This is a genomic window from Bradyrhizobium sp. USDA 223, from assembly GCF_044909005.1.
GTDB classification, from domain to species: Bacteria; Pseudomonadota; Alphaproteobacteria; order Rhizobiales; family Xanthobacteraceae; genus Bradyrhizobium; species Bradyrhizobium yuanmingense.
This window is the reverse complement of the sequence record NZ_JBIYDR010000001.1, coordinates 1,344,445-1,369,959: the sequence shown is the minus strand read 5'-3', so window position 1 is coordinate 1,369,959 and position 25,515 is coordinate 1,344,445. Positions and strand designations below refer to the sequence as shown.

Annotated in this window: 29 protein-coding genes and 1 pseudogene; 14 read left to right on the top strand and 16 right to left on the bottom strand. The window is 65.8% G+C overall.

Features of this window, described 5'->3' with window-relative positions:
• Positions 1–38: 38 nt before the first annotated feature.
• Entirely contained in the window at positions 39–1,208 is a 1,170-nt protein-coding gene (locus ABIA40_RS05955) for a GNAT family N-acetyltransferase (RefSeq protein WP_404539821.1), read from the top strand.
• A gap of 6 nt (positions 1,209–1,214) precedes the next feature.
• On the opposite strand, the gene ABIA40_RS05950 is transcribed toward ABIA40_RS05955, so the two are convergent.
• On the bottom strand, positions 1,215–1,880 hold the full coding sequence (locus ABIA40_RS05950) for a DsbA family oxidoreductase (RefSeq protein ID WP_404539818.1): 666 nt from the start codon (positions 1,878–1,880) through the stop codon (positions 1,215–1,217).
• 171 nt (positions 1,881–2,051) lie between these two features.
• Here ABIA40_RS05950 and ABIA40_RS05945 point away from each other — a divergent pair, with 171 nt between their 5' ends.
• Positions 2,052–2,852 (top strand): thioesterase family protein, encoded by an 801-nt coding sequence (locus ABIA40_RS05945; protein WP_404539815.1) that lies wholly within the window; start codon positions 2,052–2,054, stop codon positions 2,850–2,852.
• Here the strand turns inward: ABIA40_RS05945 and ABIA40_RS05940 are convergent.
• Both ABIA40_RS05940 and ABIA40_RS05935 read right to left on the bottom strand, forming a co-directional pair.
• Positions 2,840–3,664 carry a helix-turn-helix domain-containing protein gene (locus ABIA40_RS05940; protein WP_275502152.1) on the bottom strand — a complete coding sequence of 275 codons (825 nt, stop codon included), beginning with the start codon at positions 3,662–3,664 and terminating at the stop codon, positions 2,840–2,842. The two genes, ABIA40_RS05945 and ABIA40_RS05940, sit on opposite strands and share 13 nt — an antisense overlap.
• A 40-nt stretch (positions 3,665–3,704) precedes the next feature.
• Positions 3,705–4,526 (bottom strand): helix-turn-helix domain-containing protein, encoded by an 822-nt coding sequence (locus ABIA40_RS05935; RefSeq protein WP_275511327.1) that lies wholly within the window; start codon positions 4,524–4,526, stop codon positions 3,705–3,707.
• 100 nt (positions 4,527–4,626) lie between these two features.
• On the opposite strand from ABIA40_RS05935, the gene ABIA40_RS05930 reads away from it, so the two are divergent.
• The 3 genes from ABIA40_RS05930 (at position 4,627) to ABIA40_RS05920 (ending at position 6,363) form a co-directional block, all read left to right on the top strand.
• Positions 4,627–4,857, top strand: a complete 231-nt coding sequence (locus ABIA40_RS05930; protein ID WP_197424487.1) for a hypothetical protein — start codon at positions 4,627–4,629, stop codon at positions 4,855–4,857.
• Positions 4,858–4,891: 34 nt separating this feature from the next.
• Positions 4,892–5,290, top strand: coding sequence for a hypothetical protein (locus ABIA40_RS05925; protein ID WP_157280781.1), 399 nt, complete (start codon positions 4,892–4,894; stop codon positions 5,288–5,290).
• Between the two features lie 887 nt (positions 5,291–6,177).
• Positions 6,178–6,363 carry a hypothetical protein gene (locus tag ABIA40_RS05920; protein ID WP_275502146.1) on the top strand — a complete coding sequence of 62 codons (186 nt, stop codon included), beginning with the start codon at positions 6,178–6,180 and terminating at the stop codon, positions 6,361–6,363.
• A gap of 46 nt (positions 6,364–6,409) precedes the next feature.
• Here ABIA40_RS05920 and ABIA40_RS05915 read toward each other — a convergent pair whose 3' ends face one another.
• The gene (locus ABIA40_RS05915) at positions 6,410–6,973 is read right to left on the bottom strand and encodes an SET domain-containing protein (RefSeq protein WP_404539809.1); all 564 of its coding nucleotides are present in this window, start codon (positions 6,971–6,973) and stop codon (positions 6,410–6,412) included.
• Positions 6,974–7,135: 162 nt separating this feature from the next.
• Between ABIA40_RS05915 and ABIA40_RS05910 the strand changes: the two genes are divergently transcribed.
• Positions 7,136–7,741: a hypothetical protein gene (locus ABIA40_RS05910; protein WP_404539806.1), complete on the top strand. Its 606-nt coding sequence runs from the start codon at positions 7,136–7,138 to the stop codon at positions 7,739–7,741.
• Positions 7,742–7,751: 10 nt separating this feature from the next.
• On the opposite strand, the gene ABIA40_RS05905 is transcribed toward ABIA40_RS05910, so the two are convergent.
• Complete coding sequence (locus ABIA40_RS05905) at positions 7,752–8,483, bottom strand: TetR/AcrR family transcriptional regulator (RefSeq protein WP_404539803.1); 732 nt, start codon at positions 8,481–8,483, stop codon at positions 7,752–7,754.
• A 107-nt stretch (positions 8,484–8,590) separates the two neighbouring features.
• Between ABIA40_RS05905 and ABIA40_RS05900 the strand changes: the two genes are divergently transcribed.
• From ABIA40_RS05900 to ABIA40_RS05880, 5 genes and pseudogenes are all read left to right on the top strand, one after another.
• Positions 8,591–9,988: a carotenoid oxygenase family protein gene (locus ABIA40_RS05900; RefSeq protein WP_275502139.1), complete on the top strand. Its 1,398-nt coding sequence runs from the start codon at positions 8,591–8,593 to the stop codon at positions 9,986–9,988.
• 80 nt (positions 9,989–10,068) lie between these two features.
• Complete coding sequence (locus ABIA40_RS05895; RefSeq protein WP_404539800.1) at positions 10,069–10,326, top strand: hypothetical protein; 258 nt, start codon at positions 10,069–10,071, stop codon at positions 10,324–10,326.
• 225 nt (positions 10,327–10,551) lie between these two features.
• Entirely contained in the window at positions 10,552–11,106 is a 555-nt protein-coding gene (locus tag ABIA40_RS05890; RefSeq protein ID WP_225128851.1) for an inner membrane-spanning protein YciB, read from the top strand.
• A 105-nt stretch (positions 11,107–11,211) separates the two neighbouring features.
• Positions 11,212–11,508, top strand: coding sequence for a hypothetical protein (locus ABIA40_RS05885; protein WP_036013050.1), 297 nt, complete (start codon positions 11,212–11,214; stop codon positions 11,506–11,508).
• Between the two features lie 17 nt (positions 11,509–11,525).
• Positions 11,526–12,445: pseudogene (locus ABIA40_RS05880) on the top strand (SH3 domain-containing protein).
• 148 nt (positions 12,446–12,593) lie between these two features.
• Here ABIA40_RS05880 and ABIA40_RS05875 read toward each other — a convergent pair.
• Entirely contained in the window at positions 12,594–14,249 is a 1,656-nt protein-coding gene (locus ABIA40_RS05875) for a fumarate hydratase (RefSeq protein ID WP_404539797.1), read from the bottom strand.
• 212 nt (positions 14,250–14,461) lie between these two features.
• Between ABIA40_RS05875 and ABIA40_RS05870 the strand changes: the two genes are divergently transcribed.
• From ABIA40_RS05870 to ABIA40_RS05860, 3 genes are all read left to right on the top strand, one after another.
• Positions 14,462–14,935 (top strand): hypothetical protein, encoded by a 474-nt coding sequence (locus ABIA40_RS05870; protein WP_404539794.1) that lies wholly within the window; start codon positions 14,462–14,464, stop codon positions 14,933–14,935.
• A gap of 308 nt (positions 14,936–15,243) precedes the next feature.
• Positions 15,244–15,417, top strand: coding sequence for a hypothetical protein (locus tag ABIA40_RS05865; RefSeq protein WP_167361693.1), 174 nt, complete (start codon positions 15,244–15,246; stop codon positions 15,415–15,417).
• Positions 15,418–15,533: 116 nt separating this feature from the next.
• Positions 15,534–16,208, top strand: a complete 675-nt coding sequence (locus ABIA40_RS05860) for an isoprenylcysteine carboxylmethyltransferase family protein (RefSeq protein ID WP_271545061.1) — start codon at positions 15,534–15,536, stop codon at positions 16,206–16,208.
• A gap of 22 nt (positions 16,209–16,230) precedes the next feature.
• On the opposite strand, the gene ABIA40_RS05855 is transcribed toward ABIA40_RS05860, so the two are convergent.
• The 10 genes from ABIA40_RS05855 to flgB all read right to left on the bottom strand — a co-directional run bounded on the left by ABIA40_RS05855 (position 16,231) and on the right by flgB (position 25,379).
• Positions 16,231–16,938, bottom strand: coding sequence for a glutathione S-transferase (locus ABIA40_RS05855; RefSeq protein ID WP_057030310.1), 708 nt, complete (start codon positions 16,936–16,938; stop codon positions 16,231–16,233).
• A 204-nt stretch (positions 16,939–17,142) separates the two neighbouring features.
• On the bottom strand, positions 17,143–17,823 hold the full coding sequence (locus tag ABIA40_RS05850) for a lectin (protein ID WP_404539789.1): 681 nt from the start codon (positions 17,821–17,823) through the stop codon (positions 17,143–17,145).
• A gap of 144 nt (positions 17,824–17,967) precedes the next feature.
• Positions 17,968–18,981, bottom strand: a complete 1,014-nt coding sequence (locus ABIA40_RS05845) for a Tim44 domain-containing protein (RefSeq protein ID WP_128264483.1) — start codon at positions 18,979–18,981, stop codon at positions 17,968–17,970.
• A gap of 230 nt (positions 18,982–19,211) precedes the next feature.
• The gene (gene cckA, locus ABIA40_RS05840; RefSeq protein ID WP_271545069.1) at positions 19,212–21,797 is read right to left on the bottom strand and encodes a cell cycle histidine kinase CckA; all 2,586 of its coding nucleotides are present in this window, start codon (positions 21,795–21,797) and stop codon (positions 19,212–19,214) included.
• A 155-nt stretch (positions 21,798–21,952) separates the two neighbouring features.
• On the bottom strand, positions 21,953–23,032 hold the full coding sequence (flhB, locus tag ABIA40_RS05835) for a flagellar biosynthesis protein FlhB (RefSeq protein WP_271545070.1): 1,080 nt from the start codon (positions 23,030–23,032) through the stop codon (positions 21,953–21,955).
• Positions 23,033–23,045: 13 nt separating this feature from the next.
• Positions 23,046–23,816 carry a flagellar biosynthetic protein FliR gene (gene fliR, locus ABIA40_RS05830; RefSeq protein ID WP_157280795.1) on the bottom strand — a complete coding sequence of 257 codons (771 nt, stop codon included), beginning with the start codon at positions 23,814–23,816 and terminating at the stop codon, positions 23,046–23,048.
• 17 nt (positions 23,817–23,833) lie between these two features.
• Positions 23,834–24,097: a flagellar biosynthesis protein FliQ gene (fliQ, locus tag ABIA40_RS05825; RefSeq protein WP_025037372.1), complete on the bottom strand. Its 264-nt coding sequence runs from the start codon at positions 24,095–24,097 to the stop codon at positions 23,834–23,836.
• A gap of 107 nt (positions 24,098–24,204) precedes the next feature.
• Positions 24,205–24,513 carry a flagellar hook-basal body complex protein FliE gene (gene fliE / locus ABIA40_RS05820; protein ID WP_036043790.1) on the bottom strand — a complete coding sequence of 103 codons (309 nt, stop codon included), beginning with the start codon at positions 24,511–24,513 and terminating at the stop codon, positions 24,205–24,207.
• 16 nt (positions 24,514–24,529) lie between these two features.
• Positions 24,530–24,955, bottom strand: coding sequence for a flagellar basal body rod protein FlgC (gene flgC / locus ABIA40_RS05815; RefSeq protein WP_036013073.1), 426 nt, complete (start codon positions 24,953–24,955; stop codon positions 24,530–24,532).
• 19 nt (positions 24,956–24,974) lie between these two features.
• The gene (flgB, locus tag ABIA40_RS05810; RefSeq protein WP_271545076.1) at positions 24,975–25,379 is read right to left on the bottom strand and encodes a flagellar basal body rod protein FlgB; all 405 of its coding nucleotides are present in this window, start codon (positions 25,377–25,379) and stop codon (positions 24,975–24,977) included.
• Positions 25,380–25,515: the final 136 nt, after the last annotated feature.

Genomic DNA, 25,515 nt, shown 5'->3' with positions numbered 1-25,515 from the left:
GGCACGAGCCCAGCTCGTGTGAACGGGGACGACGGGACGTGGTCGACATCGCGCATCAGGCTGCGATCAATCCGGCATCGGCAAGGGATGCCCCGATGGCGCGCGCGCCTGTCCCGCTCGCCGCCGTCGACACCGGCCAATGGCGCGCGCTGGCGCAGCGGGCGATCGAGCCGAACGGATATTACCTGCCCGCCTGGGAGCTCGCCGTCAGCGCAACTGCGCGCGGTCGCACGGATGCCTCGGCACTGTCCGCATTTGACGGCACTTCGGCCCGGCTGATCGGCCTGATGCCGGTGGTCTCCCTCTGGCGCGCCCTGAAGATTCCCCTGCCCGCCCTGGTGAGCGCGCATCCCTATGGCACGCTGTGCAGCCCGCTGCTCGACCGCGACGCTCCGCTCGAAGCCGCTGCGCATCTGCTGCAGCAGGCGCGCAAGGCCGGCGCGCATGCGCTCGTGCTGAGCGACGTCGCGCTCGACGGCGCAGCGATGGCGTCACTCAACCAGGCGCTGAAGCGCGACCGCCTGAAGCCGAGAATCCTCAGCTCCTACATCCGCGCCAGCCTCGATGCGACGCAGGATGGAGACGCACTGTTGCGCGAGGCGCTCGGCGCCAAGAAGCTGAAGGAGCTGCGGCGCCAGCGCCACCGTCTCGATGAGCACGGCCCCGTCGTGTTCGAGATCGCGCGCAGCTCCGACCAGATCGGACGTGCGCTCGAAACCTTCCTGCAGCTCGAAGCCAGCGGCTGGAAGGGCAAGCGCGGCACCGCGCTGGTTCAGCACGCGGGCGACGCAACTTTCATCCGCCGCGCAGTTCCCGCGCTGGCGGAGACCGCGCAGTGCGAGATCGTCACCCTTCGCGCCGGCGCGACGCCGATTGCCGCCGGCATCGTGCTGCGCCACCAGGACCGCGCGTTCTTCTTCAAGCTCGGCATCGACGAGCGCTTTGCAAAGTATTCGCCGGGCGTGCAGCTCACGATCGAGCTCACCCGCCATCTCTGCGCCGACCCCGCCGTCGCCAGCGCGGACTCGACGGCGAATGCCGATCACCCCATGATCAACCCGATCTGGCGCGGACGCCTCGCGATCGGCGATGTGCTGATCCCGCTGCGGCGGCACGATCCGGTCGTGGCGCTCATTCACGGCGCGCTGGTCGGCCTCAACGCCGCGCACGAGGCCGCGCGCGGCGTGGTTCGCCGGCTCCGCAAATGAGCGAGGCTACTCCGCCGCCTGCGCGTTGATCTCCTCGGAGACCTGGCGGATGGCGCGGGCGAGCAGGTTCGGATCCTGCGCGCCGGAGACGGCGTACTTCTGCGCAAAGACATAGGTCGGCACGCCGGAGATGCCCTTGTCGGCGGCTTCCTGCGCATCTGCCGAGACGCGCGCGACGTCCTCGTCGGTGGCGAGGCGCTTGCGCACGTCGTCGGCGTCGAGGCCGATGTCGGCGGCCGCCTGCACCAGCACGTTCACATCGGTGAGATCGCCGCCATCGCGGAAGTACAGCTCCATCAGGCGCTGCTTCATCTCGGGCGCCTTGCCGATCGCGTCCGCCCAGAGGATCAGGCGGTGGCAGTCAGTCGTGTTGGGCTGGCGCGCCACGAGCTCCGGCTTGTAGACGAGCCCCTCCTCGCTCGCGGCCGCGACAACGCGTCCCGCAATGCCCTTATAGGCTTCGACCGAGCCGAACTTCTGGGTGAGATAGGCCTCGCGGCTGATGCCCTCGCGCGGCACCCAGGGATTGAGGAAGAAGGGACGGAAATTGAGCTTGACCGGAACGTCAGGCACCAGCGCCAGCGCGCTCTCGATGCGATGCTTGCCGATATAGCACCAGGGGCAGACCACATCTGAGACGACGTCGATCTGGAGCGGTTTCAGCGTGCTCATGTCAGGCGCCTCCTTCGGGCACTTCGAGGGTCCGCCCGAACATAGGCCGAACCGGGGGCGGCGCAAGGCACCCGTCCCGCATGGCTCACGACTTCACCTCTGCGGTTATTGTGACCGGTTCTCCCCGCCCCGATACTTACGGCCACGATCAAGCCCAGAGGGGAGACCGCGATGAGCGCCATTTTCAAGCCGGACGGCGATCTGTTCCGGGCCACCGAGCATGCCGGCGGGCCGTGGTCGCCGGACATGCTGCAGGGAAGCGCCACCACCGCGCTGATGACCCGCGAGGTCGAGCGCCTCGCCGCCACATCCGGCTTTGCGGTGCGGCGCCTGACCTTCGATCTGTGGCGGCCGGCGGGCCTGCGCCTGTTCAGGCCGGTCAGCGAGCTGCTGCGCGACGGTCGCAAGGCCAAGACCCTGCAGGTGCGGCTGATGGACGGCGAGACCGAGATCGGCCGCTGCACGGCGCTGCTGACGGCGCCGAGCGGCGAGTCGCCCATCGATCCCTTCGCGAGGCCCTTGGCCCCCGACAGTGGTCCCGAGGCCGGCAGCCCGCCGCCCGCCTTCGCCCAGAAATGGAGCCGCTATTTCCAGAACGTGTCGGTGCGCCTCATCGAGGGCGCGCTGGAGAAGCCGGGCCCGGCGGCGGCCTGGATGCGGCTCGATGCGCCGCTGGTCGAGGGCGAGCCGAACACGCCGCTGCTCCAGGCGGTGCAGGCCGCGGACTTCTCCAGCGGCGTCGCGCAGATCGTTGACATGCGCCAATGGACCTTCATCAACCCGGAAATCAGCCTCTATTTCTTCCGTCCGCCCGAGGGCGAATGGATCCTGATCCGCGCCGCGACGCGCGTCGGCGCCCATGGCGCGGGCCTCACCACGGCGACACTGAGTGACCGCAACGGGCCGTTCGCGGAGGTGATGCAGGCCATGAGCTTCGAGCGGCGCGAAGCCGTGCAGGCTCAGGCGTCCTGATCTGCAAGCGCGACCAAGGCGCCTTCCGAGGCGGCATCAACAGGCATGAACATCTCGACGCGAAGCTCCTGCAGCGTCACGTCCTGGGGAGTGCCGAGCGTCAGCACCGCACCGATCAGACCAATGCCGATGTCGCCCTTGCGCAGGCGCACCTCGCACAGCGGCCCCGGGGCGGCATTGTCCTCGGTCGCCGGCGCAGGCAGCTGCGGCAGCCGCATCAATTCGCGCCAGGTCGATTGCAGGGCCTCGTCTAGCGGCGCGGCCATTGCCTCATGCCGCGCCCGCGTCAGCAGCGCGGCCGCAACAATCGGCCAGTTCTCGACGAACGGCTTGAGCTCGTCGGGAGCGAGGAACATGCGCATGTGGTTGAGCGGCCGCTGCATGCGTGCAGGACCAAGCAGCATGGTCATCAGGCGCGAGGCGGCGCGATTGGCCTGCATCACGTTCCAGCGCCGGTCGGTGACGATCGCCGGGAACGGCTCGTGACGGAGAAGCAGAAGATCGATGGCACGCCGCGCCTCGGCAAGCTCCGGCGCCGACAGATCGCGCTCGCCATATTGCCGCGCGAAGCCGCCGGCTTCGAGCAGCGCATTGCGATCACGCAAGGACAGATCGAGCGCGGAGGCGAGCTGCAGCAGGATGTCCCGGCTTGCCGCCGCCTTTCCGGTCTCGACATAGCTCAGATGCTTGACAGAAATGCCGGCCTCGAACGCCAGCTCCGCCTGGCTCAACGCGCGGCGGGTGCGCCAGCCGCGCAGGAGATCGCCGACGGGATTGGCCGGCCGCAATCGCCGGAACGCGCGTGTGTCCATCCGCCAATTATGCGAGCGCTGCTCCGTCCTGTAAACGGCGCTAGCGCAGCCCGGCCGCCATCTGCTTCAGCCGTTCGGCGGTGCGCTCGTCCGCCGGAAAGAACGTCTCCAGCGCCAGCTCCGACAGGGTGATGTCAACAGGCGTGCCGAACACCATGGTCGTGGAGAAGAAGCTGAGGATCTCCCCGCCATGCCGCAGCTTGAACGGGATCGCCACGTTGTCGGCTGGCAGCGGCGCCGAGCGCGCCGGAATCGGATAGCTCTTCAGATCATTGTAGAGCTTGATCAGCTCAGGGTCCGCTGTCGCCTCGCACTGCCGGTGCAGCCGTTCCAGAAGATGCCCGCACCATTCGGCGAGATTGACCGTGCGCGGTGCCAACGCCTCGGGATGGAAGGCGAGCCGCAGCACGTTGACGGGCTGGCCGAGCAGATGCTGCGGGATGCCCTCGAGCAGCGGCGCCACCATGCGGTTGGCGGAGACCAGGTTCCAGTGCCGGTCCACCGCGAGCGCCGGATTGGGCTCATGCGCTTTCAAGACGAGGTCGATCGCCTGACGGGCTGACTTCAAGGCGGGATCCTCCAGCGGGCGCTGCGGAAAGGCCGGCGCGAAACCGGCTGCGACCAGCAGCACGTTGCGTTCGCGCAAGGGCACGTCGAGCCGCTCGGCGAGCCTGAGCACCATGTCGCGCGAGGGCGCGGCGCGACCGGTCTCGACGAAGCTCAAATGCCGTGCCGAGATTTCGGCCTCGCCGGCGAGATCGAGCTGGCTCATGCGGCGGCGCTGCCGCCATTCGCGCAAATGGTCGCCGATATGGACCGGCTGGCTGCGTTCGGTGCGTGCGGTGGATGCATGTGCGTTCATGGTCAAAAACTAGCACGCGGATTTAGGCGCTTCCATTACCACCGAGGTAATCGAATTGGGGGACGAGCACGCGCATCTTCGGTCGCAACAGGAGATGACCATGATCGCGTTGCTGCTCTACCGGACCGTCGCAGACCACGTTTTGCCCTGGGCCATGGCGTTCGCAACGCGGATGCTGGCGCGCAGCCTCAACATGCCCGAGCCGCTGCTGCATTCGACCGGCGACTATGTCCTCGCGCAGGTCATCGCCTTCGAGCACGGCGTCGGCAGGAGCCTCTGCCCGTTCCGGCTCGCCCGTCTGCTCCGCGCCTGGTGGCGCGGTCGGCGCTAAAGTTCCACCCCAGCCCAACCAAGGAGACCCTGAGATGATCGATGCATCCACCTTCCTGCGCCGCGCCCTGTTCGCCGACGCCATCTTCAGCGGCGTCGCCGCACTCGGCTTCACCTTCGGCGCGACCGCATTCGCAGCGCTGTTCAACCTGCCCGAAGCGCTGCTGCGCGAGACCGGCCTGTTCCTGATCGCCTACACCGCCCTGGTCGGCTGGCTCGCCTCGCGGGCCACGGTCGCGAAATCGCTGGTGCTGCTGGTCGTGATCGGCAATGCCGCCTGGACCGTCGGCAGCATCGCGCTGCTGCTCTCGGGCATGGTGTCGCCGAACCTCGCCGGCCAGCTCATGGTCGTCGCGCAAGCCATCGCTACCGGCGTGTTCGCCGAGCTGCAATATGTGGGCTTGAAGAAGAGCGGGCGCGCCGTGGCGGCGTGATCCTTGCGTGCCAGCTCCGCGGCGCAAACCGGGGAACGCGAAGGCTTCGTCATATCGGATCGTACCCGGATGCATGCATGACCTCGCGTTCTCGCGGCGGATTTCGCCCGAGCTTTGCTTCATTGCTTGCGCCCTTCGGTTGCCGGAGGGCGCAGGGAAGGCCGGGCGCCGGCGGCACCCGAGTCCGTGTACAAGGAAATGCACACGGGGTGGACTACAGGTGATGCCGGTCGCCCGGCCTTCCCTGCGCGGATGGTTTTGACGGTGTCCTTCGTGCTCTCCTCGGGGAGCGATGCACTATTGCCCCCGTCGCATTGCGGCTTCTGATGCGCGCACCCGGTCGGGCCGCCGCATCACCGCAAGACTTGACGCACAGACCCCGGGCGTCAGGACCACACGACTTCTCCGTCCGCGGACGATTTGGCCTCAGCACCCGGGGCTTAGTGTGCGCACCCCAGACCATCGACCAAACCGCTGTGACCGCGCCGTGTCGTATGCGCATCGCCTGAGACTCACGATTGCCCGCCCTGTCCTCAAGCAAATCGCGCCGGCGCTACCGCGTCCACCGCACCCCGGCCCGCATCTCGTGACGATCGCGAAGCGCCCTCTGGCAGGACCAGGATGGCGGATGTATGCCACAAATCCGAAATTCGGAAAATCGATATTTCTTACGCGACGAGATTGACAGACTTTGGGTGTTTTGCCCGACGCCTCGCCGGTAGGCAGCGAGAACGGCGAGCGGCGCGGAAAAGCGATAGGTTTCGCAAGGGCTCAATTCATCCGACGGGGCCAGAGGCGCTCGCGCAGCGAGCCTCGAAGTATGAACGACCCCGATGCAAGCGGGCCGCCCCCCTTCGAGGGCCGCCGAAGAGGCGGGCCGCCTCAGGGTGACGGTCAGACATCTGAACGCGCTGTATCAACAGCGTCATTGCGAGCGCAGCGAAGCGATCCAGAGTCTTTCCGCGGTGGGATTCTGGATTGCTTCCGCCTTCGCCAAGGCTTCGGCGGACAAGTCGCTTTCGCTCGCAATGACGGTGCGTGGAGACTCCGCTGCATTTCAGCCGGCAGCCTGAGGATCAATCAGGGGGACTCGTGAAAGCCGGCGGCCGCCGCGCGAGGCTACGCCTTGGCGCGGCCGACCTTGCCGGGGAAGTGCTTGCCGTTCAGCTTCTTCTTTTTCGCAGCGGTGGTTTTCGCGGCCGCCTTCTGCGCCTTGCGCTCGGCCCGCGCCTTCGCCTTGGCGGCTTCCGCCCGCGCCTCGGCACGCAGCTTCTTGCGCTTCTTCTCGCAGGAATCGCACTTGCAGCCGATCGGCTTCAGATAGGCTTTGAAATAGTCGGTGCCGTAATCGTAGTTGATCTCGTCGCCCGGCTCGATGTTCCTGATGGCGCGGATGAACACCTTGCGCTCACGCGGGCGGACGTCGGATTCCGCGTTGGGCCGGCAGGAGTGGTTGATGTAGCGCGCGAGGTTCTTGCGCACCGATCCGTCGATGGTCCAGCGCCCGTTGAGCTCGAACAGATATTTGTTCTCGATCTCGTCGTGCTCTGGAATCCGCGAGTCCAGGATCGGTCCGAAATAGCGGATGATCCGGGTCCCCTTCTTGATCGGCTTGGTGGCGAAGAGGCCGAGCCCGGTCTTGGAGCGGCCGACGCGATAAGGTTTGTTCGAGGTGGCTGGCATGATCGAGAAAATGAGAACGCGAACGAGGCAGGAGGAGCCCAAGCGAAGCCGCTCTTGTAGAACGATTCCGCGCTGCTGTCAGGTATATCCCACCAGGGTTTGAACCTTGCCCACAATCAAGACGTCTGATGGTACGAAGTTCCCACTGCATCGAAGCCGCATATGAACCGCGTTACCAGCATCGGCATGGTTGCCCTGATGACCTGCATCGGCCTGAATTGCGCTGAGGCCCAATCCCTGGGCAGCAGCTACACCTCGACGGCTCCAAAGGATTGCCGGCAAATCGGCAAGCCAAGCGCGCTCGACGGCAGCAGCACACGGGTTTGTCCGGGCAAGGACGGCCTGATCGTGCTGATCGCCGAGGATGACCTTCGCGAGATCGTCTCGGTCGGACGCAACCGCAAGGCAGCAAGCGAGGAACCCGCGGCCAACCTCTGGTTCGCGCCGTTCAATTCGTCCGAGACGACCATCGAATGGCGCGCTGCCGGCGCAAAGCCGTTCGCGATCATCCAACGCTGGCACATCGCCGACAATTCCGATCCCGACAAGCAGGGGCGGCCGAGCACCAAGGCCATGCTGGTGGTGACCCGGCTGCCGCCGGGCCCGGTCTGCCACGTCGCTTATGTCGACGCCGTCGCCAACCCTAACGCCAACGAGCTCGCGCGCAAGGCCGCGGACGATTTTGCCCGCGGCTTCGCTTGCGGCAAGGACGAGGTCAAGATCATCGGCACGCCCGGCCGCGCCGTCGAGCTCGCGATCAGGCGCTAGCCTTCGTGGTTCAACAGCCGGGTAGCTTCGGCGTCACTGGCACCGTCAGCATCGTCTCGAGCAGCCGCTCCGCCGTCGTCCCCTCCGGCAGCCGCGCGAGAATGTCCTTCAGCCGTCCGTCAAGCAGCAGCATGGTGAAGCCGTGCACCAGCGACCAGGCGCGCGCGATTGCCGCGCCCTGGTTCAGCGTCAGCGCGTCGCCGCTGATCTGCTCCTGCCGCATCATGCCGATGGCATTGGCAAGTCCGGCGAAAGACGCCTCGGCCGCCTCGTGCAGCGACGGCCTCGAATAGTCCAGCCGCTCGGTGCGGAACATGATGCCGTACATGCCGGGATGGGCCTGCGCATAGGCGATATAGGCTTTCGGCCGCGCCAGCGCGGCTTCGAGCGGCGTGGTGGCGGCATCGCACGAAGCGGCCATGACCACGTTGAACTGGCGGAAGCCGACGGCCGCGAGCTCGCTGAGCAGGCCCGTCAGGTCGCCGAAATGATGGGTGGGGGCGGCGTGCGAGACGCCAGCCTCGCGCGCCACCGCACGCAATGTCAGGCCGGCAAGCCCGTCGCGCTCCAGCACCCGTTCGGCGGCCTGGAGCAGCGCTTCGCGGAGCGCGCCGTGATGATACGGCGTCTCGGTCTTGGCGCTTCTGGCGCGCCGCGCGGTGCGCGATGCTGCGGTCGAGGTGGTTTTTCTTAGGGTACGCGGGCTGCGCGCCGCGTCGCCCTTGGTGTCTGTCTTAGCCATTTACAAGCTATATGACGCAATATTGACAGTGTAAAGATTTCACTTGACGAAAGCTGCGATCGGGCCTATCCAAATCTTTACGATGTAAAGATATCGGAGGATTCGCCGTGCAGCACGACGCCATGGCCGAGCGCAGCAACAACATCGCGCCGATCCCATTCGAGGCCGACGCGCCATTCCTGAAGATCGTCGGCGAATTGCCGCGCGAGCTGAACGGCACGCTCTATCGCAACGGCCCCAATCCGCAGTTCGATTCGCCCGGCGCGCACTGGTTCGTCGGCGACGGGATGCTGCACGCCTTCCATCTCGAGAACGGGCGCGCCAGCTACCGCAACCGGTGGGTCCGCACGCCGAAATGGCTCGCCGAGCACGACGCCGGGCGCGCGCTGTTCGGCGGCTTCGGCCGCAAGCTGCCGGATGCGCCGGCAAACCTGACCGATGGCGGCGTCGCCAACACCAACATCATCTTCCACGCCGGCAAGCTGCTGGCGCTGGAAGAAGCGCACCTGCCGACCGAGATCGAGCCGGGCACGCTGGCGACGCGCGGCTATCACAACTACCAGGGCCGCGTCGCCGGCAGCTTCACCGCGCATCCCAAGATCGATCCCGTCACCGGCGAGCTGGTGTTCTTCGGCTACAACGCGGCGGGCCCGCTGACGCCTGCCCTCTCCTACGGATCGATCGACGCAACAGGAAAGGCGACGCGCTTCGAGCGGTTCGAGGCGCCCTATGCCAGCATGGTGCACGACTTCATCGTCACCGCGAACCACGTGCTGTTTCCGATCCTGCCGATCACCGGCAGCATGGAGCGCGCGATGAGCGGAAAGCCGCCCTATGCCTGGGAGCCGGACAAGGGCGCCTATGTCGGCGTGATGAAGCGCAGCGGCACGGCCAAGGACATCGTCTGGTTTCGTGCCGAAGCCTGCTACGTCTTCCATGTCATGAATGCGTGGGAGGACGAGAGCCGCATCGTCGCCGACGTCATGCAGTTCGAGGAAGCGCCGCTGTTTCCGCATCCGGACGGCCGCCCCACCGATCCCGAGAAGTCGCGCGCCCGCCATTGCCGCTGGACCTTCGATCTCGCAGGCAATACCGACCGCTTCCAGCAGACGTATCTCGACGATCTCACCGGAGAATTCCCGCGCATCGACGATCGCCGCGCCGGCCTGAAGAGCCGTCACGGCTGGTACGCCTGCGCCAATCCGAAATTGCCGATGTTCGGCGCGCTCGCAGGCATCGTCCATGTCGACGGCAACGGCAGGCGGCTCGGCCAATACCTGCTGCCGGCCGGCGACACCATCTCCGAGCCTGTTTTCGTCGAGCGATCCAGGGATGCCGCCGAAGGCGACGGCTGGCTGCTCGCGGTGGTCTGGCGCGCGCGGGAAAACCGCAGCGACCTCGCCGTATTCAATGCCACCGATATCGAGGCCGGTCCCGCTGCGTTGGTGCAGCTCGGCCACCGCGTCCCCGACGGCTTCCACGGCAATTGGGTCGGCGCGGCGTAGCCCTCGCCAATGGGGACGCGAGGAGATCGCGACCCCGGAATCCACGTGGATATTGCGTGGTCAAAGAAAGCCCGATGCACATGCTCTCGATCACCGCGTATTCCACCGCTGTCATCGCTCCGGCCGGCGCCGTACTTGCATGCTTCGCGATACGGCTGCGCCGGCGCAGCCTCACGTTCTTCGAAGGCGGCGTCCTGCTCGCTGCCGGCCTTCTACTCGCGGCCGCACTCCCGATGGTGTCGCGCCTGCCCTGGACGGGGTTGGTCGACGAGATGACCAGCCAGCTCGTTGCAGCACTTCATTTTCTGGAGGTCGTTTACGTCGTCTTGACATTGTAAGAGACGAGTGGTCCGGCGCGGCTCCCTGTCTCGCGTATCGCGCTCTGCTTGTTGCGGTTCCGAATCCCGCGCTGCTGGTCCCGGCCTGGCATTCTGGTCGGGAGGCTGCCATGCGCCATCTCGTACCAGCACGGTTGTCTTCACATAGTGATATGCCGGGCATCGCCGGATCAAGTAGGGTGCGCCCGTCTGCGCCCTGCCCACGACCGCGAAACAGGAATGACGATGAAGGACGTATTCGCCCGCCTCGCCTCCGACCTCCTCTCCGTTATCATCTTCCTGGCGGTCTATCTCCTCACCGACAACGTGATCCTCGCAACGGCGGTCGCGATTGCCGGCGCGTTCGCGCAGGTGATCTATGCGCGTCTCAAGGGACAGCCGCTCCACTACATGACCTATGCAAGTCTCGCTCTAGTCATCGTGCTCGGCGGTATCACACTGCTGACCAATGATCCGCGCTTCATGCTGGCAAAACCCTCGATCGCACATTTCGCGATCGGCGCGATCATGCTCAAGCGCGGCTGGATGCTGCGCTATATGCCGCCCGTCATCGTCGAGACCGTCCCGGAATATGTCACCATCGCGGGCTATGCCTGGGCGGCGCTGATGTTCGTGATCGGCGCCGGCATGATGGCAGTCGCCGCCACCGGCGATCTGAAGCTCTGGGCGTTCTATCTTATGGTGGTCGCAGGCGGCGCCAAGATCCTGGCTTTTGCCGTGCAGTACTTCGTTCTGCGGCTGATCGTAACCAACCGCCGACGTGCCGCTGCCCGCGCCTAAATGCCCTACCGGAGCGTTAGGCAGGAGCTGCGAGTTGGGCTATAGGCTCGGCCAGGGACGGCCGCGGATCGTCGCGGACCGCCGCAATCTGTTCGGGAGACGGGAATGGCCGTAGACGGCAACTGGAATCTGACCATGACGACGCCGATGGGCGAGCGCCAGGCGACGCTGAGCCTGAAGGCTGCGGGCGGCACGCTCACGGGCACGCAGGGCGCGGAAGGCAATACCACCGAGATCTTCGACGGCACGGTCTCCGGCGACAACGTCTCCTGGAAGGTCTCGATCGACAAGCCGATGCCGCTCACGCTCGAATTCACCGGCACGGTTTCCGGTGACAGCATCAGTGGCGAGATGGGCATCGGCCCGATGGGCAGCTTCCCGTTCACGGGCGCGCGGGCGTAAAGCCACGCGCTGCACCGATGCGTGCGCTCCTCCTCATCGCGGTGGCAGTCCTGTCTGCCGTAGCACAGGCCGCGCGCGCAGGTGACAGCGAACCGGCGTGGCGCGCGAGCGCGCTCGCTCTGGTGCCGGCAGGCTATGTTGCCGGCACCGCTTATCGAACCGAGGGGTCGACCAGCTATCTCGCGGTCTATCCCGCGACCTCGAACGATCCGAAGACACGGGCAAGCGCCTTTGCAGCGCGCCAGGCTCTGGTCGTCACGCTGACGGCGGACGCGACGCGGGCGACGTCAGCCGAGTTGCAGCCGCGTATCGAGCCGGACCCTGACAACCACGACAATGATTTCGCCAGGCTGCACGCTGAGCTCGCCGCCAAGCGCGCAACGCTGCCTGCTGGCACCGAGCCCTGCGATCTCGGCGCCTGGTCCATCGACAAGGATTCCAGCGGCCTCAACGTGCGTGCCGAACCCTCGGTGAAAGCGCGCGTGCTTGGCACCTTGCCGCCCCTTACCGGCTGAGGCTCGGCGGCGCCGAGAACACGCCTGAGGGCGGCTGGCTCACCGAATTCCGCATCATCGGCTTCAAGGACGGCTGGTTCCTGATCGAAGGCGCGAGGCCGCCCGGCAAGGACTATGAGGACGAGAAGCGATATCCGCGCAACGCGCCGAGGCCCTATGCCGGCCGCGGCTGGGTCGCCTCGAACAAGGTCGGCGCGAACTATGCCAATGGCGCCACGCGCATGGGCGGGCTGTTCCAGGCGCCCTTCACCGATGCCAAATGGATGCCGGCACAGCGCGAGCTCGGCGGTGCGCTCGACACCGACGGCGGCCCGAAGCGCATCTTCGCCTGCAGTGGGTATTGGGGCCTGGTCGAGAGCCACGACGGCGTCCGCGGCTGGTGGCGCGCGCTGTGCTCCAACCAGGTCACGAATTGCAGCTAGCGAAATAGGCGAGCAAGCGCCGCGCTCGTGTCCCGGACGCGGCGCAGCACGAAGTGATGCAACGCAGAGCCGGGACCCAGGCTCCACGATGGACCCCGGATCAGCAGCGCAGCATTTTATGCTGCGCAGCATCCGGGGGAACGCCGCCTCAGCCCAAATTCAACTCCTTGAAGAAGTCGTTGCCCTTGTCGTCGATGATGATGAACGCGGGGAAATCCACGACCTCGATGCGCCAGATCGCTTCCATGCCGAGCTCGGGATATTCGAGCACCTCGACCTTCTTGATGCAGTGCTCGGCGAGGTTCGCAGCGGCGCCGCCGATCGAGCCGAGATAGAAGCCGCCGTATTTCTTGCAGGCCTCGCGCACGGCTGGCGCGCGGTTGCCCTTGGCCACCATCACCATCGAACCGCCGGCGGCCTGGAACTGGTCGACGAAGGAATCCATACGGCCCGCGGTGGTCGGACCGAACGCGCCGGAGGCGTAGCCCTCGGGCGTCTTGGCGGGGCCGGCATAATAGACCGGGTGGTTCTTGAAATAATCCGGCAGCGGCTCGCCCTTCTCCAGACGCTCGCGCAACTTGGCATGGGCGCTGTCGCGCGCGACGATCATGGTGCCGGTCATCGAGACCCGCGTCTTGATCGGATATTTCGAGAAGGTCGCCAGGATGTCCTTCATCGGCTGGTTGAGGTCGATCTTGACGACCTCACCGCCGAGCGACTCTTCGACCTGCGGCAAATATTGCGCGGGATTGTGCTCGAGCTCCTCGAGATAGACGCCGTCCCTGGTGATCTTGCCGAGCACCTGGCGGTCGGCCGAGCAGGACACGCCAAGCCCGATCGGCAGCGAGGCGCCGTGGCGCGGCATGCGGATCACGCGCACATCGTGGCAGAAATACTTGCCGCCGAACTGCGCCCCGACGCCGAGCGACTGCGTCATCTTGTGGATTTCCTTCTCCATCTCGACGTCGCGGAAGGCGTTGCCGTCGGGCGAGCCGTGCGTCGGCAGCGCATCGAGATAGCGCGCCGAAGCGAGCTTCACCGTCTTCATGCACAGCTCGGCCGAGGTACCGCCGATCACGATGGCGAGGTGATAGGGCGGGCACGCCGCGGTCCCGAGGGTGAGGATCTTTTCCTTCAGGAACGCGAGCAGCCGGTCCTTGGTCAGCACCGAAGGCGTGGCCTGGAACAGGAAGCTCTTGTTGGCGGAGCCACCGCCTTTCGCCATGAACATGAACTTGTAGGCGTCATCGCCCTCGGCGTAGATCTCGCACTGCGCCGGCATGTTGTTGGCGGTGTTCTTCTCCTCGTACATCGAGAGCGGCGCGACCTGCGAGTAGCGCAGATTGCGGCGCAGGTAGGCGTCACGCGCGCCTTCGGACAGCGCCGCCTCGTCGTCACCGTCGGTGATGACGTTGCAGCCCTTCTTGCCCATGATGATCGCGGTGCCGGTGTCCTGGCACATCGGCAGCACGCCGCCGGCCGCGATGTTGGCGTTCTTGAGGAAGTCCAGCGCGACGAACTTGTCGTTGGGGCTGGCCTCGCCGTCCTCCAGGATCGCGCGGAGCTGCTTCAGATGGCCGGGGCGCAGATAATGGTTGATGTCGCCAAAGGCTGCCTCCGACAGCGCCCGCAGCGCCTCGCGCGACACCACCAGCATGTCCTTGCCGAGCACCTTCTCGACCCTGACGCCCTCGGACGAAATCTTCTTATAGGGCGTCTCGTCCTTGCCCAGCGGGAACAGCGGGGTGTGCTTGTAGGGCGGAACGGGCTTGGACTGGTCGGGGAAGGCGGTGGGAGCGTTCATGGGGCAAATCTCGGGGTTTTGCGGCCCTGGCGGGCCTCTCAGCATAGAAGCGTTCTAAGCGCATTCCAGCCAGAAAAGAAAGGGAGCGGTGCGCATGGGAGGGGTAGGTTCGGCACGGGAAGGCATTGGCACAGCTCGTGGAAATGCCTCTGACCACCCTTGCGATTCGCGTCCGCCGACGCTTGAATGCGTGCCCTAAGGGACTTTTCATCATGACATTGAAACTGAACGTCCGCGGCGCGATCCTGGTCGCCGCCGCCATCACCGGCCTTGTGGCCCTCACTTCGGCTGCCCGCGCCGATCGCTGCGACGACAGCGCCAAGGAGCTGGCGAGCCAGGTCGATCGCCTCAAGGTGAATTTCCGCGCCGCCAACGTCGTCTATCTCACGCACCCGGCGGCCAAGGAGCTGTCCGTGGGTTGCCGCGGCGACAAATACTCCATCGAGCTCTACGCCAAGGGCGATCGCAAGCCGAAGCCGGAATTCTACGCGCTGGTCGGCTCGATGGCGGCGATCGTCTTCACCGTGACCAAGGACGACACCACGACGGGCGCGACGCGCTGCCTGAAGCGGATGGGCCTGCTCCGCGGCGACAAGGTCACCATGCGCTACCGCCGACTCAACATGGAATGCACCCGCACCAAGACGGAAGCGTCGATCGCGATCACGCGCGGCAAGGACGAATAGGGGCGCAGTTGGGCCGCCACGCGGTCGCCACGCACTCCGTCGTTGCGAGCGCAGCGACTTGTCCGCCGAAGCCTTGGCGAAGGCGGAAGCAATCCAGAACTGTATCCGCGGAAGCAGTCTGGATTGCTTCGTCGCAAGCGCTCCTCGCAATGACGGGGAGAGGCCTCGTCGTCTCGGTTTGCACCACGCGGATGCCAGCGTGCACAGCCTTCACCGCGCCAATTCCCTCACATTTTAACGATTGGCTTGAAGGAAATTTCGCTCCTCGCAGGGCAGGCTTGATTGTTTCCATGTGTGAGGATTTGCGGATGAAGGTTTCTACCGTTGCGCCCCCGCCGATCGCGATCGTGGTTCCGAACTACGACACGACCAAGCCGCAGGACGATCAGACCAAGGTCAAGGACGAGAATCCGACCTTCAAGCCGCAGCCGCCGGCGCCGCTGCCGCCGGGTCAGGGCACACGGATCGACCAGCTCGCCTGATCAGGCGTCCCGAGACCGAAGCGCCCGATCCGGTCGATCGGGCTTTTGGCGTGTCCGGCCGCATCTTTGCCGGATAGCTGCACGAGGATCATGCGCCGTTCACTCGGGACCTGCGCATGTTCGCACGGCTGCTATTGCGGAACACGGTGTTCGTCGTCGGCATGGGCGCGCTGCTGTTCGCGTGCGCCGGGACGCTGCATTGGCCGTCGGCCTGGGCCTTCCTCGCAACCTCCGTCCTGCTCGGCCCACTCTGCGGCTGGTGGCTCTACCGGACCGATCCGGCGCTGCTCGCCGAACGCCTGCGGCCGGTGCTGCAAAAGGATCAGCCCGCCGCCGACAAGATGTTCATGGCGCTGTTCATCGTCGCCATCCTGGCCTGGCTTGCCGTGATGGGGCTCGACCGGCGCGTTCGATCCTCAGACATGCCGACGGCGTTGCAGGTGCTCGGCCTCGGGCTATTCCTGGCCTCGACACTGTTCACCATGTGGGTGTTCCGCGAGAACTCGTTCGCCGCGCCCGTGGTGAAGCTGCAAGCCGAGCGCGCGCAGCACGTGATCTCGACCGGTCCCTACGCCTATGTCCGCCACCCCATGTACAGCGGCATGACCCTGTTCTTCACCGGCGTGCCGCTGCTGCTGGGATCGTGGTGGGGACTTGCGATGATGCCGCTCCTCCTCGCCTTGCTCGCGGTCCGCATCCCGATCGAGGAGCGCACGCTGCGCGAGGGCCTGCCCGGCTATGCCGATTATACGGCGCGGGTGCGCTATCGCCTCATCCCCGGCGTCTGGTGAACGCGCCAACTGCACGAAGCCGCTATCGATCCAGCTCGCGATAGCGGCGGAAGATGCCCTGCTCGTTGAAGGGAATGCGGCGCTCGCTTGCGAGATAGGCTTTGATGTTGGGCCGCGCGGCGATGCGCTCGTGCAGGCCGACCAGGCCCGGGACATCCTTCTCGAACGCCTTCATGCGCTTGGGGAAAGCATAACGCAGCCCATCGACGAGCTGGAACAGCGAGAGGTCGACATAGGTCAGGCGCCGGCCCGTCACGTAAATGCCGCCGCTCCCGGCGAGAAGCCGCTCGAAATAGCCGAGATATTTCGGCACGCGCTCGTCCCAGAAGTCGGCCGTGCGCTTCTTCGCTGGCGCCTTCTGATCCTCATAATAGAGCGAGGGCCCGAGCGGATGATGGGTGTCGTGGATCTCGACGACGAAGTCGGTGATCGTGAGCTGAAGCTGGTGCACCCAAAGCCTGCCGGCTTCCGTCTTCGGCGCAAGCCCATGGCGGGAGCCGAGATAGAGCAGGATGTTGGCGGTCTGGCCGATGACGAGCTTGCCCGCTTTCAGGAACGGCGGCGCAAAGGGCGGCGTGCCCTTCTGCGCATCCATCATCTTCATCATCGCGGCCGATCCGCGCGGACCGCGCGCGACATCGACGTAAGCGGCACCCGCCTCCTCCAGCGCCAGCCGCACATATTCGCCGCGGCCCTGGATCTCGGGCCAGTAGTAGAGCTCGTATTTCATGGGAGAGGTCCGTGAGCGTGGAGGCGATCGGACCAATGTAGCACGTGGCTGAAGGTTCCGTCAGCGTGAGGCAACGGCCGCGCAACCTGCCCGTCATTGCGAGCGCAGCGAAGCAATCCAGACTGCCTCTGCGGAAAGACTCTGGATTGCTTCGTCGCAAGAGCTCCTCGCAATGACGGCTGGAAAGAACTTAGCGCCCCAAACTCAATTCGTCGCGAAGCAGTACAGCAGACCGTCGCCGCCGGTGGTCTTCAAATCGGCCTGCGAGCAGCCGCCGTCGGGCCCGCGCGAGGGGTGAGAGCTGTTCCAGGATTTCGAGGGCTCATCGTCGCGCAGACCCCGGCGATCAAAATGGCCGACCATCGCGGCGCCTTGCGTGCTCGACGTCCAGTTCTTGCAGGTGCGATCGTCCGGCCCGGCGAACGCGGTGCCGTCCGGTTGCGATCCCGTGAGGATGTCGTGCCGGTTCGGCTGGTCGCCGGCACCATTGATGACCTCGCCCTTCTCGCTGAGCGCGGTCTGCTTGGTGAGATTGTTCCTCGCGCCGTGCAGCTCGGCGACGTCCTTGGCGATCACCGTGCCCTTGGCGTTCTGCCACGGCCCCTTGTCGATGCGATCCTTGGCGTTGATGGCCGGCTTGCCGTCGGCGGCCTGCGTCGACAGATAGGCGCGCCCAGTCTTTGTGCCGGCGCCGGCGGCTTGTGCAAGCTTCTGGCATTGCGCGTCGGCTCCTTCGAGACCGCCGAGATCGGCGCCCTTGCCGGGGCCGTTGGAGGTCACGAAGAAGGTCATGTCGGCCGACTGCGCCAGCGCCGATGGGGAAGCAAGCAAGACCATGGCCAGCGCTACACCGGAAATCGTCATGGATCTCTCGATACGGATCATCCTGTCCTCCCAACGTTGTTTTTGTTCGCCGCCTGACTTCAACCCGAGGCGCCCCCGCTTATTCCGATGCCGTGCTGCGAGAGGCCCAAAAGAAAAGGGCGCCGTGCCGAAGCACGACGCCCTGGTTCCTCATCTCGTCCGCGATCAGTTGGTCTGCTGAATCGCTGACAATTCCCAGCCTGTGCCCGGCCGGCGGGCGAAGGTCCAGATCTCGGTCGCCTCGCCCGGCTGCTCGCTGCCGGCGACGATTGCGCCGGTGTTGCGATCCACCGTCTTGTCGGTGAGCGCGAAGCGCAGCGCCACCGTGGCATAGTCGGTCTCGCCTTCGCGCCAGGCTTCCGCGAGGTCGCCCTGCAACAGCTTCACATCCGTGACCTTGTTGACCACATTGCGGGCGCGGTTCTGGGCGAGGTCCTGCTCGAAATAGGAGACCATTTCCGGCGTCGCGAGCGTGTGCAGCTTGGCCACGTCCTCGTTCGACCAGGCGGCCTGGACGTCGCCGAGCAGGCGCTCGAACGCCTCATAGTCGTCCGGCTTGATCTCGAGCGGCGCGTTGTTGGCGCCGAAGCCGAAGCCGCCGAGGCCGCCACCAAGGCCACCACCGAGACCGCTGCGATAGTTCGTCTGCGGTCCGGGCGCTGCGCCGGCCTCAGCATTGGCGTAAGCCGCCCGCGGAGCGTGACGGCGCTGCCACCAGGACATCGCCAGCCGGACCACGAGCACCACCAGCGCGATCTGGATGATCAGGCCGATGATCGAGGACAGGCCGCCGAGGCCGCCGAACAGGCCGCCACCGAACAGCATGCCGAGCAGGCCGGCGCCGAGGAAGCCGGCTGCAAGGCCGCCCATGAAGCCGCCGGCGCGGCCAAACAGGCCGCCGCGCGCCGGCGCGGTCGCCGCCGAGTTCATGCCTGCGCCCGGCTGGGTGTAGGTGCGGTTGAACTGCGAGGCCGAGCCGGGGGCGGTCGTGGTCGACGGCGGCGCCGAATAGGAGCGCGTACCGCGCGAACCGGACGACATGCCGCCACCCGCGCGGGCGTCGGCCGACGAGATCGTCAGCGCGGTCGGCAGCGCAAGCGCCAGAACGACGGCGATCGCGTTGAAGAATTTCCGGGAGCGAAGCGAGAAAGTCATGTGCGTTTCCCAAATCCCCGGCATGGGGACGTACCCCTAAGATGGTCAGACTTCCCGAAAAGTGAAGCCGGTTTCGAAACTTGCGGCTGCGGCCCTCAGTCGCGGGGATGTGGCAAAAGCCCATATATGACAGGGGTTTTACGGGAACCATTGGAGGATGCTTACCGCCGGGTTTACGACCCGATTTCCGCTTTTCCCCGGGTCCGCGAGCCGAGCTGGCCCACCAGCCGTCATTGCGAGGAGAGCGGCAGGTCTCACCCCTGCTTCGTCATCGTCTCCTTCACCGCCGCCACCAGCTGGCTGAGCGTGAAGGGCTTTGGCAGGAAGTCGAACTGCTGGCCTTCGGGCAGGCTCTTCTCGAAGGCATCCTCGGCATAGCCGGAGACGAAGATGAACTTGATGTCGGGGTTCTTCTCGCGCATGGCCTTCAACAGCGTCGGGCCGTCCATCTCCGGCATGACGACGTCGGAGACGACGAGATCGATCGCGCCACTTTGCTCGTCCAGCACCTCCATGGCCTCGACGCCGTTCTCGGCCTCGACCACGGTGTAGCCGCGCGAGCGCAGGCCGCGGGCATTGAGCGCGCGCAGGCCCTCCTCGTCCTCGACCAGCAGGATGGTGCCCTGCCCGGTGAGGTCGGTACGCGGCTTCGCCTCTGCCGCCGCGGGCGCGGCTTCCTTCGCGGCGCCGCTGGTCGCGCCGATTGCGGCTGCGGGCTGCTCGACCTGCACCTCCGGTTCGGCGATGTGGCGCGGCAGGAAGATGTGGAACGAGGTGCCCTGCCCCGGCTCGGAATCGACGTAGATGAAGCCGCCGGTCTGCTTGACGATGCCGTAGACGGTGGAGAGCCCGAGGCCCGTGCCCTTGCCAACCTCTTTGGTCGAGAAGAACGGCTCGAAGATCTTGTCGCGGATGTCGGCGGGGATGCCGGTGCCGGTGTCGGCGACCTCGATGCGGACATAATCCGCGGCCGGCATGCCCTTATAGGCGAGCTTGCCCGAATCGTCGCTGGTGACGTTGGCGGTGCGGATGATCAGCTTGCCGCCGTCAGGCATGGCGTCGCGCGCGTTCACCGCGAGGTTGACGATCACCTGCTCGAACTGGGAGACGTCGACCTTCACCGGCCAGAGGTCGCGGCCGTGGACGAGGTCGAGCTTGACCTTCTCGCCGATCAGCCGGCGCAACAGCATGGTGAGATCGGACAGCGCGTCCCCGAGATCGAGCACCTGCGGCCGCAGCGTCTGCCGCCGCGAGAACGCCAGCAACTGCCGCACCAGGGTGGCGGCGCGCGTTGCGTTCTGCTTGATCTGCATGATGTCCTGGAAGGACGGGTCGGTCGGCTTGTGCGCGTTTAGCAGGAAGTCGTTCGCCATCATGATGGCGGACAGCACGTTGTTGAAGTCGTGGGCGATGCCGCCGGCGAGCTGGCCGACCGTCTCCATCTTCTGCGACTGGTTGATCTGGTTTTCCAGCGCGCGCCGCTCGGTGGTCTCGAGCATGTGCACGATGGCGGCTTCCGCCTCGGTCTCGGCCGAATCGACCGGCGTCACGAAGAACTGGCCCCAGCGTTCCTTGGCCCCTTCCAGCGCCACCTCGACCGGCGCGATGTCGGCCTTGCCTTCGGCGGCCTGGTTGATGGCCGCGATCAAGAGGTGCCGGTCGCGCGAATTGACCGCGCGGAAGATCGACTTGGAGGAGGTGTCGAGCCCCAGCGCCTGACTGAGCTTGGCGTAGCGCGCATTGGCTCGCACCACGTTGCCGGCGCGATCGACGGTCGCGATCGCCATTGGCGTGTGGTCGAAGAACCGCATGAAGCGCACTTCGGCGGCACGATCAGGGTCGCTGCGCTCGTCGCGGGCGCGGCTGATCACGAGCGTGCGCGAGGGCCCCGGCGCGCCGTCGGCGCCGAAGGCGAGCTTGTGATAGAGCCGCACCGGCATGGTCTTGCCGGTGCGCATGCGCAGGTCGATGTCGAACACCTCGGTCTTCACCTCGCCCGGCACCGCCACGATCGAGGTCAAGAGCGAAGCGCCGTCGCCGGAGACGATGTCGGTGAGCTTCAGGCCGCCGGAGCCGATCTCGGCGAGGTCGTAGTCGAGCCAGTTCGCCAATGTCGCGTTGACATAGGCGAGCTCGCCGGCCGGATTGACCGAGAAGAAGCCGCACGGGGCGTGATCGAGATATTCGATCGCGTGCTGGAGCTCCTGGAACACGTCCTCCTGGCGTTCGCGGTCGCGCGTGATGTCGGCGATCGACCACACCGCGTATTTCGCCTCGCGCTTGCCGGTGCCGAGCGGGCGCACGCGCATGCGCAGCCAGCGGCCCTGATTGCCGTCGTGGCCGGAGATGCGCACCTCTTCCTGCTGCCGCTTGCCCTCGCGGGCGGCCTTGAGCAGCCGGAACACGGCTTCCGAGACGTCGGGATTGCCGATGAAGACGCGCTCGACCGGGCGGACGTCCTGCGGGCCGGTGGCGCCGGTCAGCGTCAGATAGGCGGCATTGGAATAGACCACGTGTCCGCGCGCGTCGGTGACCGCGAGGCCGTCGAAGGCGTGATCGGAGATGCGGCCGATGACGGGATCGTCGAGATTGCGGTCGGCGAAGCGGATGATGCCGGCGGCGAAGGCGAACAGGTTGAACAGGCCGACCATCGCCAGCACGGCGAGGATACCGAGGATATAGGGCTGCGCCTGCGCGCGCCCGAGCGTCATCAGCCCGACGGCCACGGCGACGAGGCCGGCTGCCACCAGCAGCACCAGCGCAATGCTGCCCGAGCGCGGCGACGGCTCGTGCGCCGCAACGGGCTCGCGTGTGAGGTCGTGGTCGGTCTCGGCGGTCATTCTCGAGCTGGCGCAGCCTGTCGGCAGAGAATCAACGCGCCACCGGGCGCGTGGGGTCCTCCCTGCCTGAATCGGACCCTAAGGTGCAAGGGCAGCAAGGGCGAAAGGTACGCTGATTCCCAGATTACGGCCATTTCCGGTACTTTTCGGGCATCTTATCCCCGCCCGGCGCTGAATCCGCGCTTCAGGCGCATGACGTAGCCGATGACTTCGGCAACGGCATGGTAGTGCTCGGTCGGGATTTCCTGGTCGATGTCCACGGTGGCGTAGAGCGCGCGGGCCAGCGGCACGTTCTCCACGATCGGGATGTCGTGCTCGCGCGCGATCTCCCGGATCTTGAAGGCGAGATTGTCGACGCCCTTGGCAACGCAGATCGGCGCGGTCATGCCGCGCTCGTAGGACAACGCCACCGAATAGTGGGTCGGGTTGGTGATGATCACGGAGGCCTTGGGAACCGCCGCCATCATGCGTTTCTTGGCGCGCTGCTGCCGCAGCTGCCTGATCTTGCCCTTGATGTGGGGGTCGCCTTCGGACTGCTTGTACTCTTCCTTGATCTCCTGGAGCGACATCTTCTGCCGCTGGAACCAGCTTCGGTACTGGAAGAAATAGTCGGCGATGGCGACGATCGCCAGCGCGGCGACCACCGCGCCGAGCAGTTGGATGGTCATGCTGGTGCTGGCGCCGAGCATGGCGGCCGGATCGAGCCTGACCATCGCCTCCATGCGATGCCGCTCCGGCCACAGGATCATGGTCATGACCACGGCCAAGGCGACGAGCTTGCCGATGCCCTTGAGAAAATTGGCCGCCGCCTGTTTGCCGAAGATGCGTTTGAAGCCGGCGCCGGGCGAAATCTTGTTGAACTTGGGTTTCAGGGATTCGGCCGACCAAACCAGCCGGTGCTGCAGCATGTTGCCGGTAATGGCCGCCAGCACCAGCATCAACAGGGGCACGCCGACCGCGGCAAGCACGGCGAGCTCGATCTGCTGCATCAGCGCGAGCAGGGCCTTGCCGTCGGTCTTGATCATCCAGGAATTGGCAAGCAGGTTGCGCATCGGCGTCAGCAGCCCGCTGCCGACCGAGCCCGAGAAGGTAGAGACGACGAGCGTGCCGCCCGCCATCATGAACCAGGTGTTGATCTCCTGGCTCTTGGCGACGTCGCCGCGTTCGAGCGCATCGTCGAGGCGCTTTTGCGTCGGGTCTTCTGTTTGACTTTCGGGATCGTTGTCTTCGGCCACCGATCGATCCCCCTCACTTGAGCGGCATCATCTGGTGCATGACACCGATGAAGTAGTCGAGAAAGGTGCCCATCATCGCGGTGAGCACCACGGCAAGCACCAGGAAGCCCGCGAAGATCGACAGCGGCACGCCTACGAAATAGACCTGCATCTGCGGCATCAGCCGCGCCAGCACGCCCAGTCCGATATTGAAGACGAGGCCGAACACCAGGAACGGCCCGGAGAGCTGCAAGCCGAGGCGGAACGCGGCGGAGAAGGCGCGCGTTGCCAGCGAGGCGACGTCGCCGCTCGACACGGTCTCGCCCGGCGAGAAGATCCTGTAGCTGTCGTTCAGCGCCGCGATCACCAGATGATGGCTGTCGGTGGCAAACAGCAGCGTCACGCCCAGCATGGTCAGGAAGTTGCCGACCAGCACGCCCTGCTGGCCCTGCGTCGGATCGACCGAGGTGACGAAGCCGAGCCCCATCTGCTGCGCGATCACGGATCCCGCAACCTGGAGCGCCGACAACGTCACGCGCGCGGTCGCGCCGAGCACGATGCCGATCGCGATCTCATGCAGCATCAGCACCAGCAGCGGCGCCAGCGAGCCCATGTCGACCTGATAGGCGTTGCGATGTAGCGGCAGGATGATCAGCGTGAGCAGCAGCGCGATCGACAGCTTGATCCGCGTCGGGATGTTGGTCTCGCCGAGGCCGGGCAGCAGCATCACCATCGCGCCGACCCGGGCGAAGGCGAGCATGAAGGAAGCGGCGAGCGCCGGCAGCAGCGAGACGTCGATGCGCATAATTCACGCATAGTGCCTCAGCCGCCTATGATTCGCGACGATATCCGCAGCATGTGGGCGTGCATCGAATCGGCCATGAACGGCAGCGCCAACAGCATCGTGGCAAAGATGGCGAGGATCTTCGGCACGTAGATCAGCGTCTGCTCCTGGATCTGCGTCAGCGCCTGGAACAGCGACACGATGACGCCGACCACGAGGCCGACCACCATCAGCGGCGACGACACGATCACGATGGTCCAGATCGCATCGCGCGCGACGTCGAGGGTCTCGGGTCCGGTCATTTGGAGGTTCCGATGGGGTTAGAGGAAGGCGCGAGAAGCGAGTAGCGAATGGCGAGTAGCGGATGGTGGCCAGAGCTGGCCATTCGCCATTCGCCACTCGCTTCAAATCAGATCGGCATCTTCATGATGTCTTCATAGGCCGCGATGACACGGTCGCGGACCGAGACCAGTGTGGACACCGCGACATCGGTGTCTGCGACCGCCGTAACCACGTCCATCACGTTGGCCTTGCCGGAGGCCATTGCCACGGTCTGCGCGTCGGACTTGCGGCCGGATTCCACGACGCTGCCGACGGCGTCCTTCAGCAGCGCGGCGAAGGATTGCCCGTTCGGTTCGCTGCCCTTGCCGGCGCCGGTGTTCTCGAGCACGCGGGCGAGGCTGGCGTAAGCATTGGCGGCGATTGTCGGTGATGCCATGGCTTAAATGTCCTGTTCAGCTCTTGAGGATGTCGAGCGTGCGCTGGATCATCCGGCGCGTCGCACTGATGATGTTGAGGTTGGCCTCGTAGGACCGCTGTGCGTCGCGCATGTCGGTCATCTCGACCACCGAGTTCACGTTGGGATATTTGACGTTGCCGCTGGCATCCGCCGCCGGATTGTTCGGCTCGTATCTGACGCGGAAGGCGGACTGGTCGGGCTTGATCCTGCCGAGGGTGACGACCTGCGCGTCGAGCGTGCGGTCGAGCGCGGATGAGAAGGTCGGCACCTTGCGCCGGTAGGGATCGCCGCCGGCAGTCTGCGCCGTCGAATCCGCATTCGCGATGTTCTCCGAGATCACCCGCATGCGGCCGGCCTGCGCGCGCAGGCCCGAGGTCGCGATTGCCATGGAGCGGGCGAAGTCGCTGCTGTCATTTGCCATGATCCGCCTCCTTTAGGGCCTAACCTTTGCCGATCGCGGTCTTCAGCAGGCGCAGGCTCTTCGAATAGAGCGAGGTCACCGCCGCGTAATCCATCTGGTTGCTGGCGGCCTTCATCATCTCCTCCTCGAGATTGACGGCATTGCCGGCCGGGCGGGTCTCGAAGCCCGCATTCTTGTTCTGGTCGAAGGCGGAAGGGGCCCCCGACGGCGCCAAATGCGAGGCGCTGGTCCGGGTCAGGACCAAGGGCCCCATGGACCCCGTGACGGTGCCGGCCTTGTCGAACTTGGGCTCGACCAGGTCGCGCGGCCGGAATTTCGGCGTGTCGGAATTGGAGACGTTCTCGGACAGGACGCGCTGGCGCTCCTGATGCCACTGCATCTTGGTGCGAAGCACCGACAGTTCCGGAATATCGTTGATGGACATCGTCGCGGCCCCCTCCGCCCCGACGGACCCTAGGGACCGCCGCTAGGCAGAATTTGCCGCCTGTATGGTTAACAGCTGGTTAAGGACCGGTCGTGATGCATGTCCCCAGCCGAAACTGATTCTTGCGCCCCGCCAT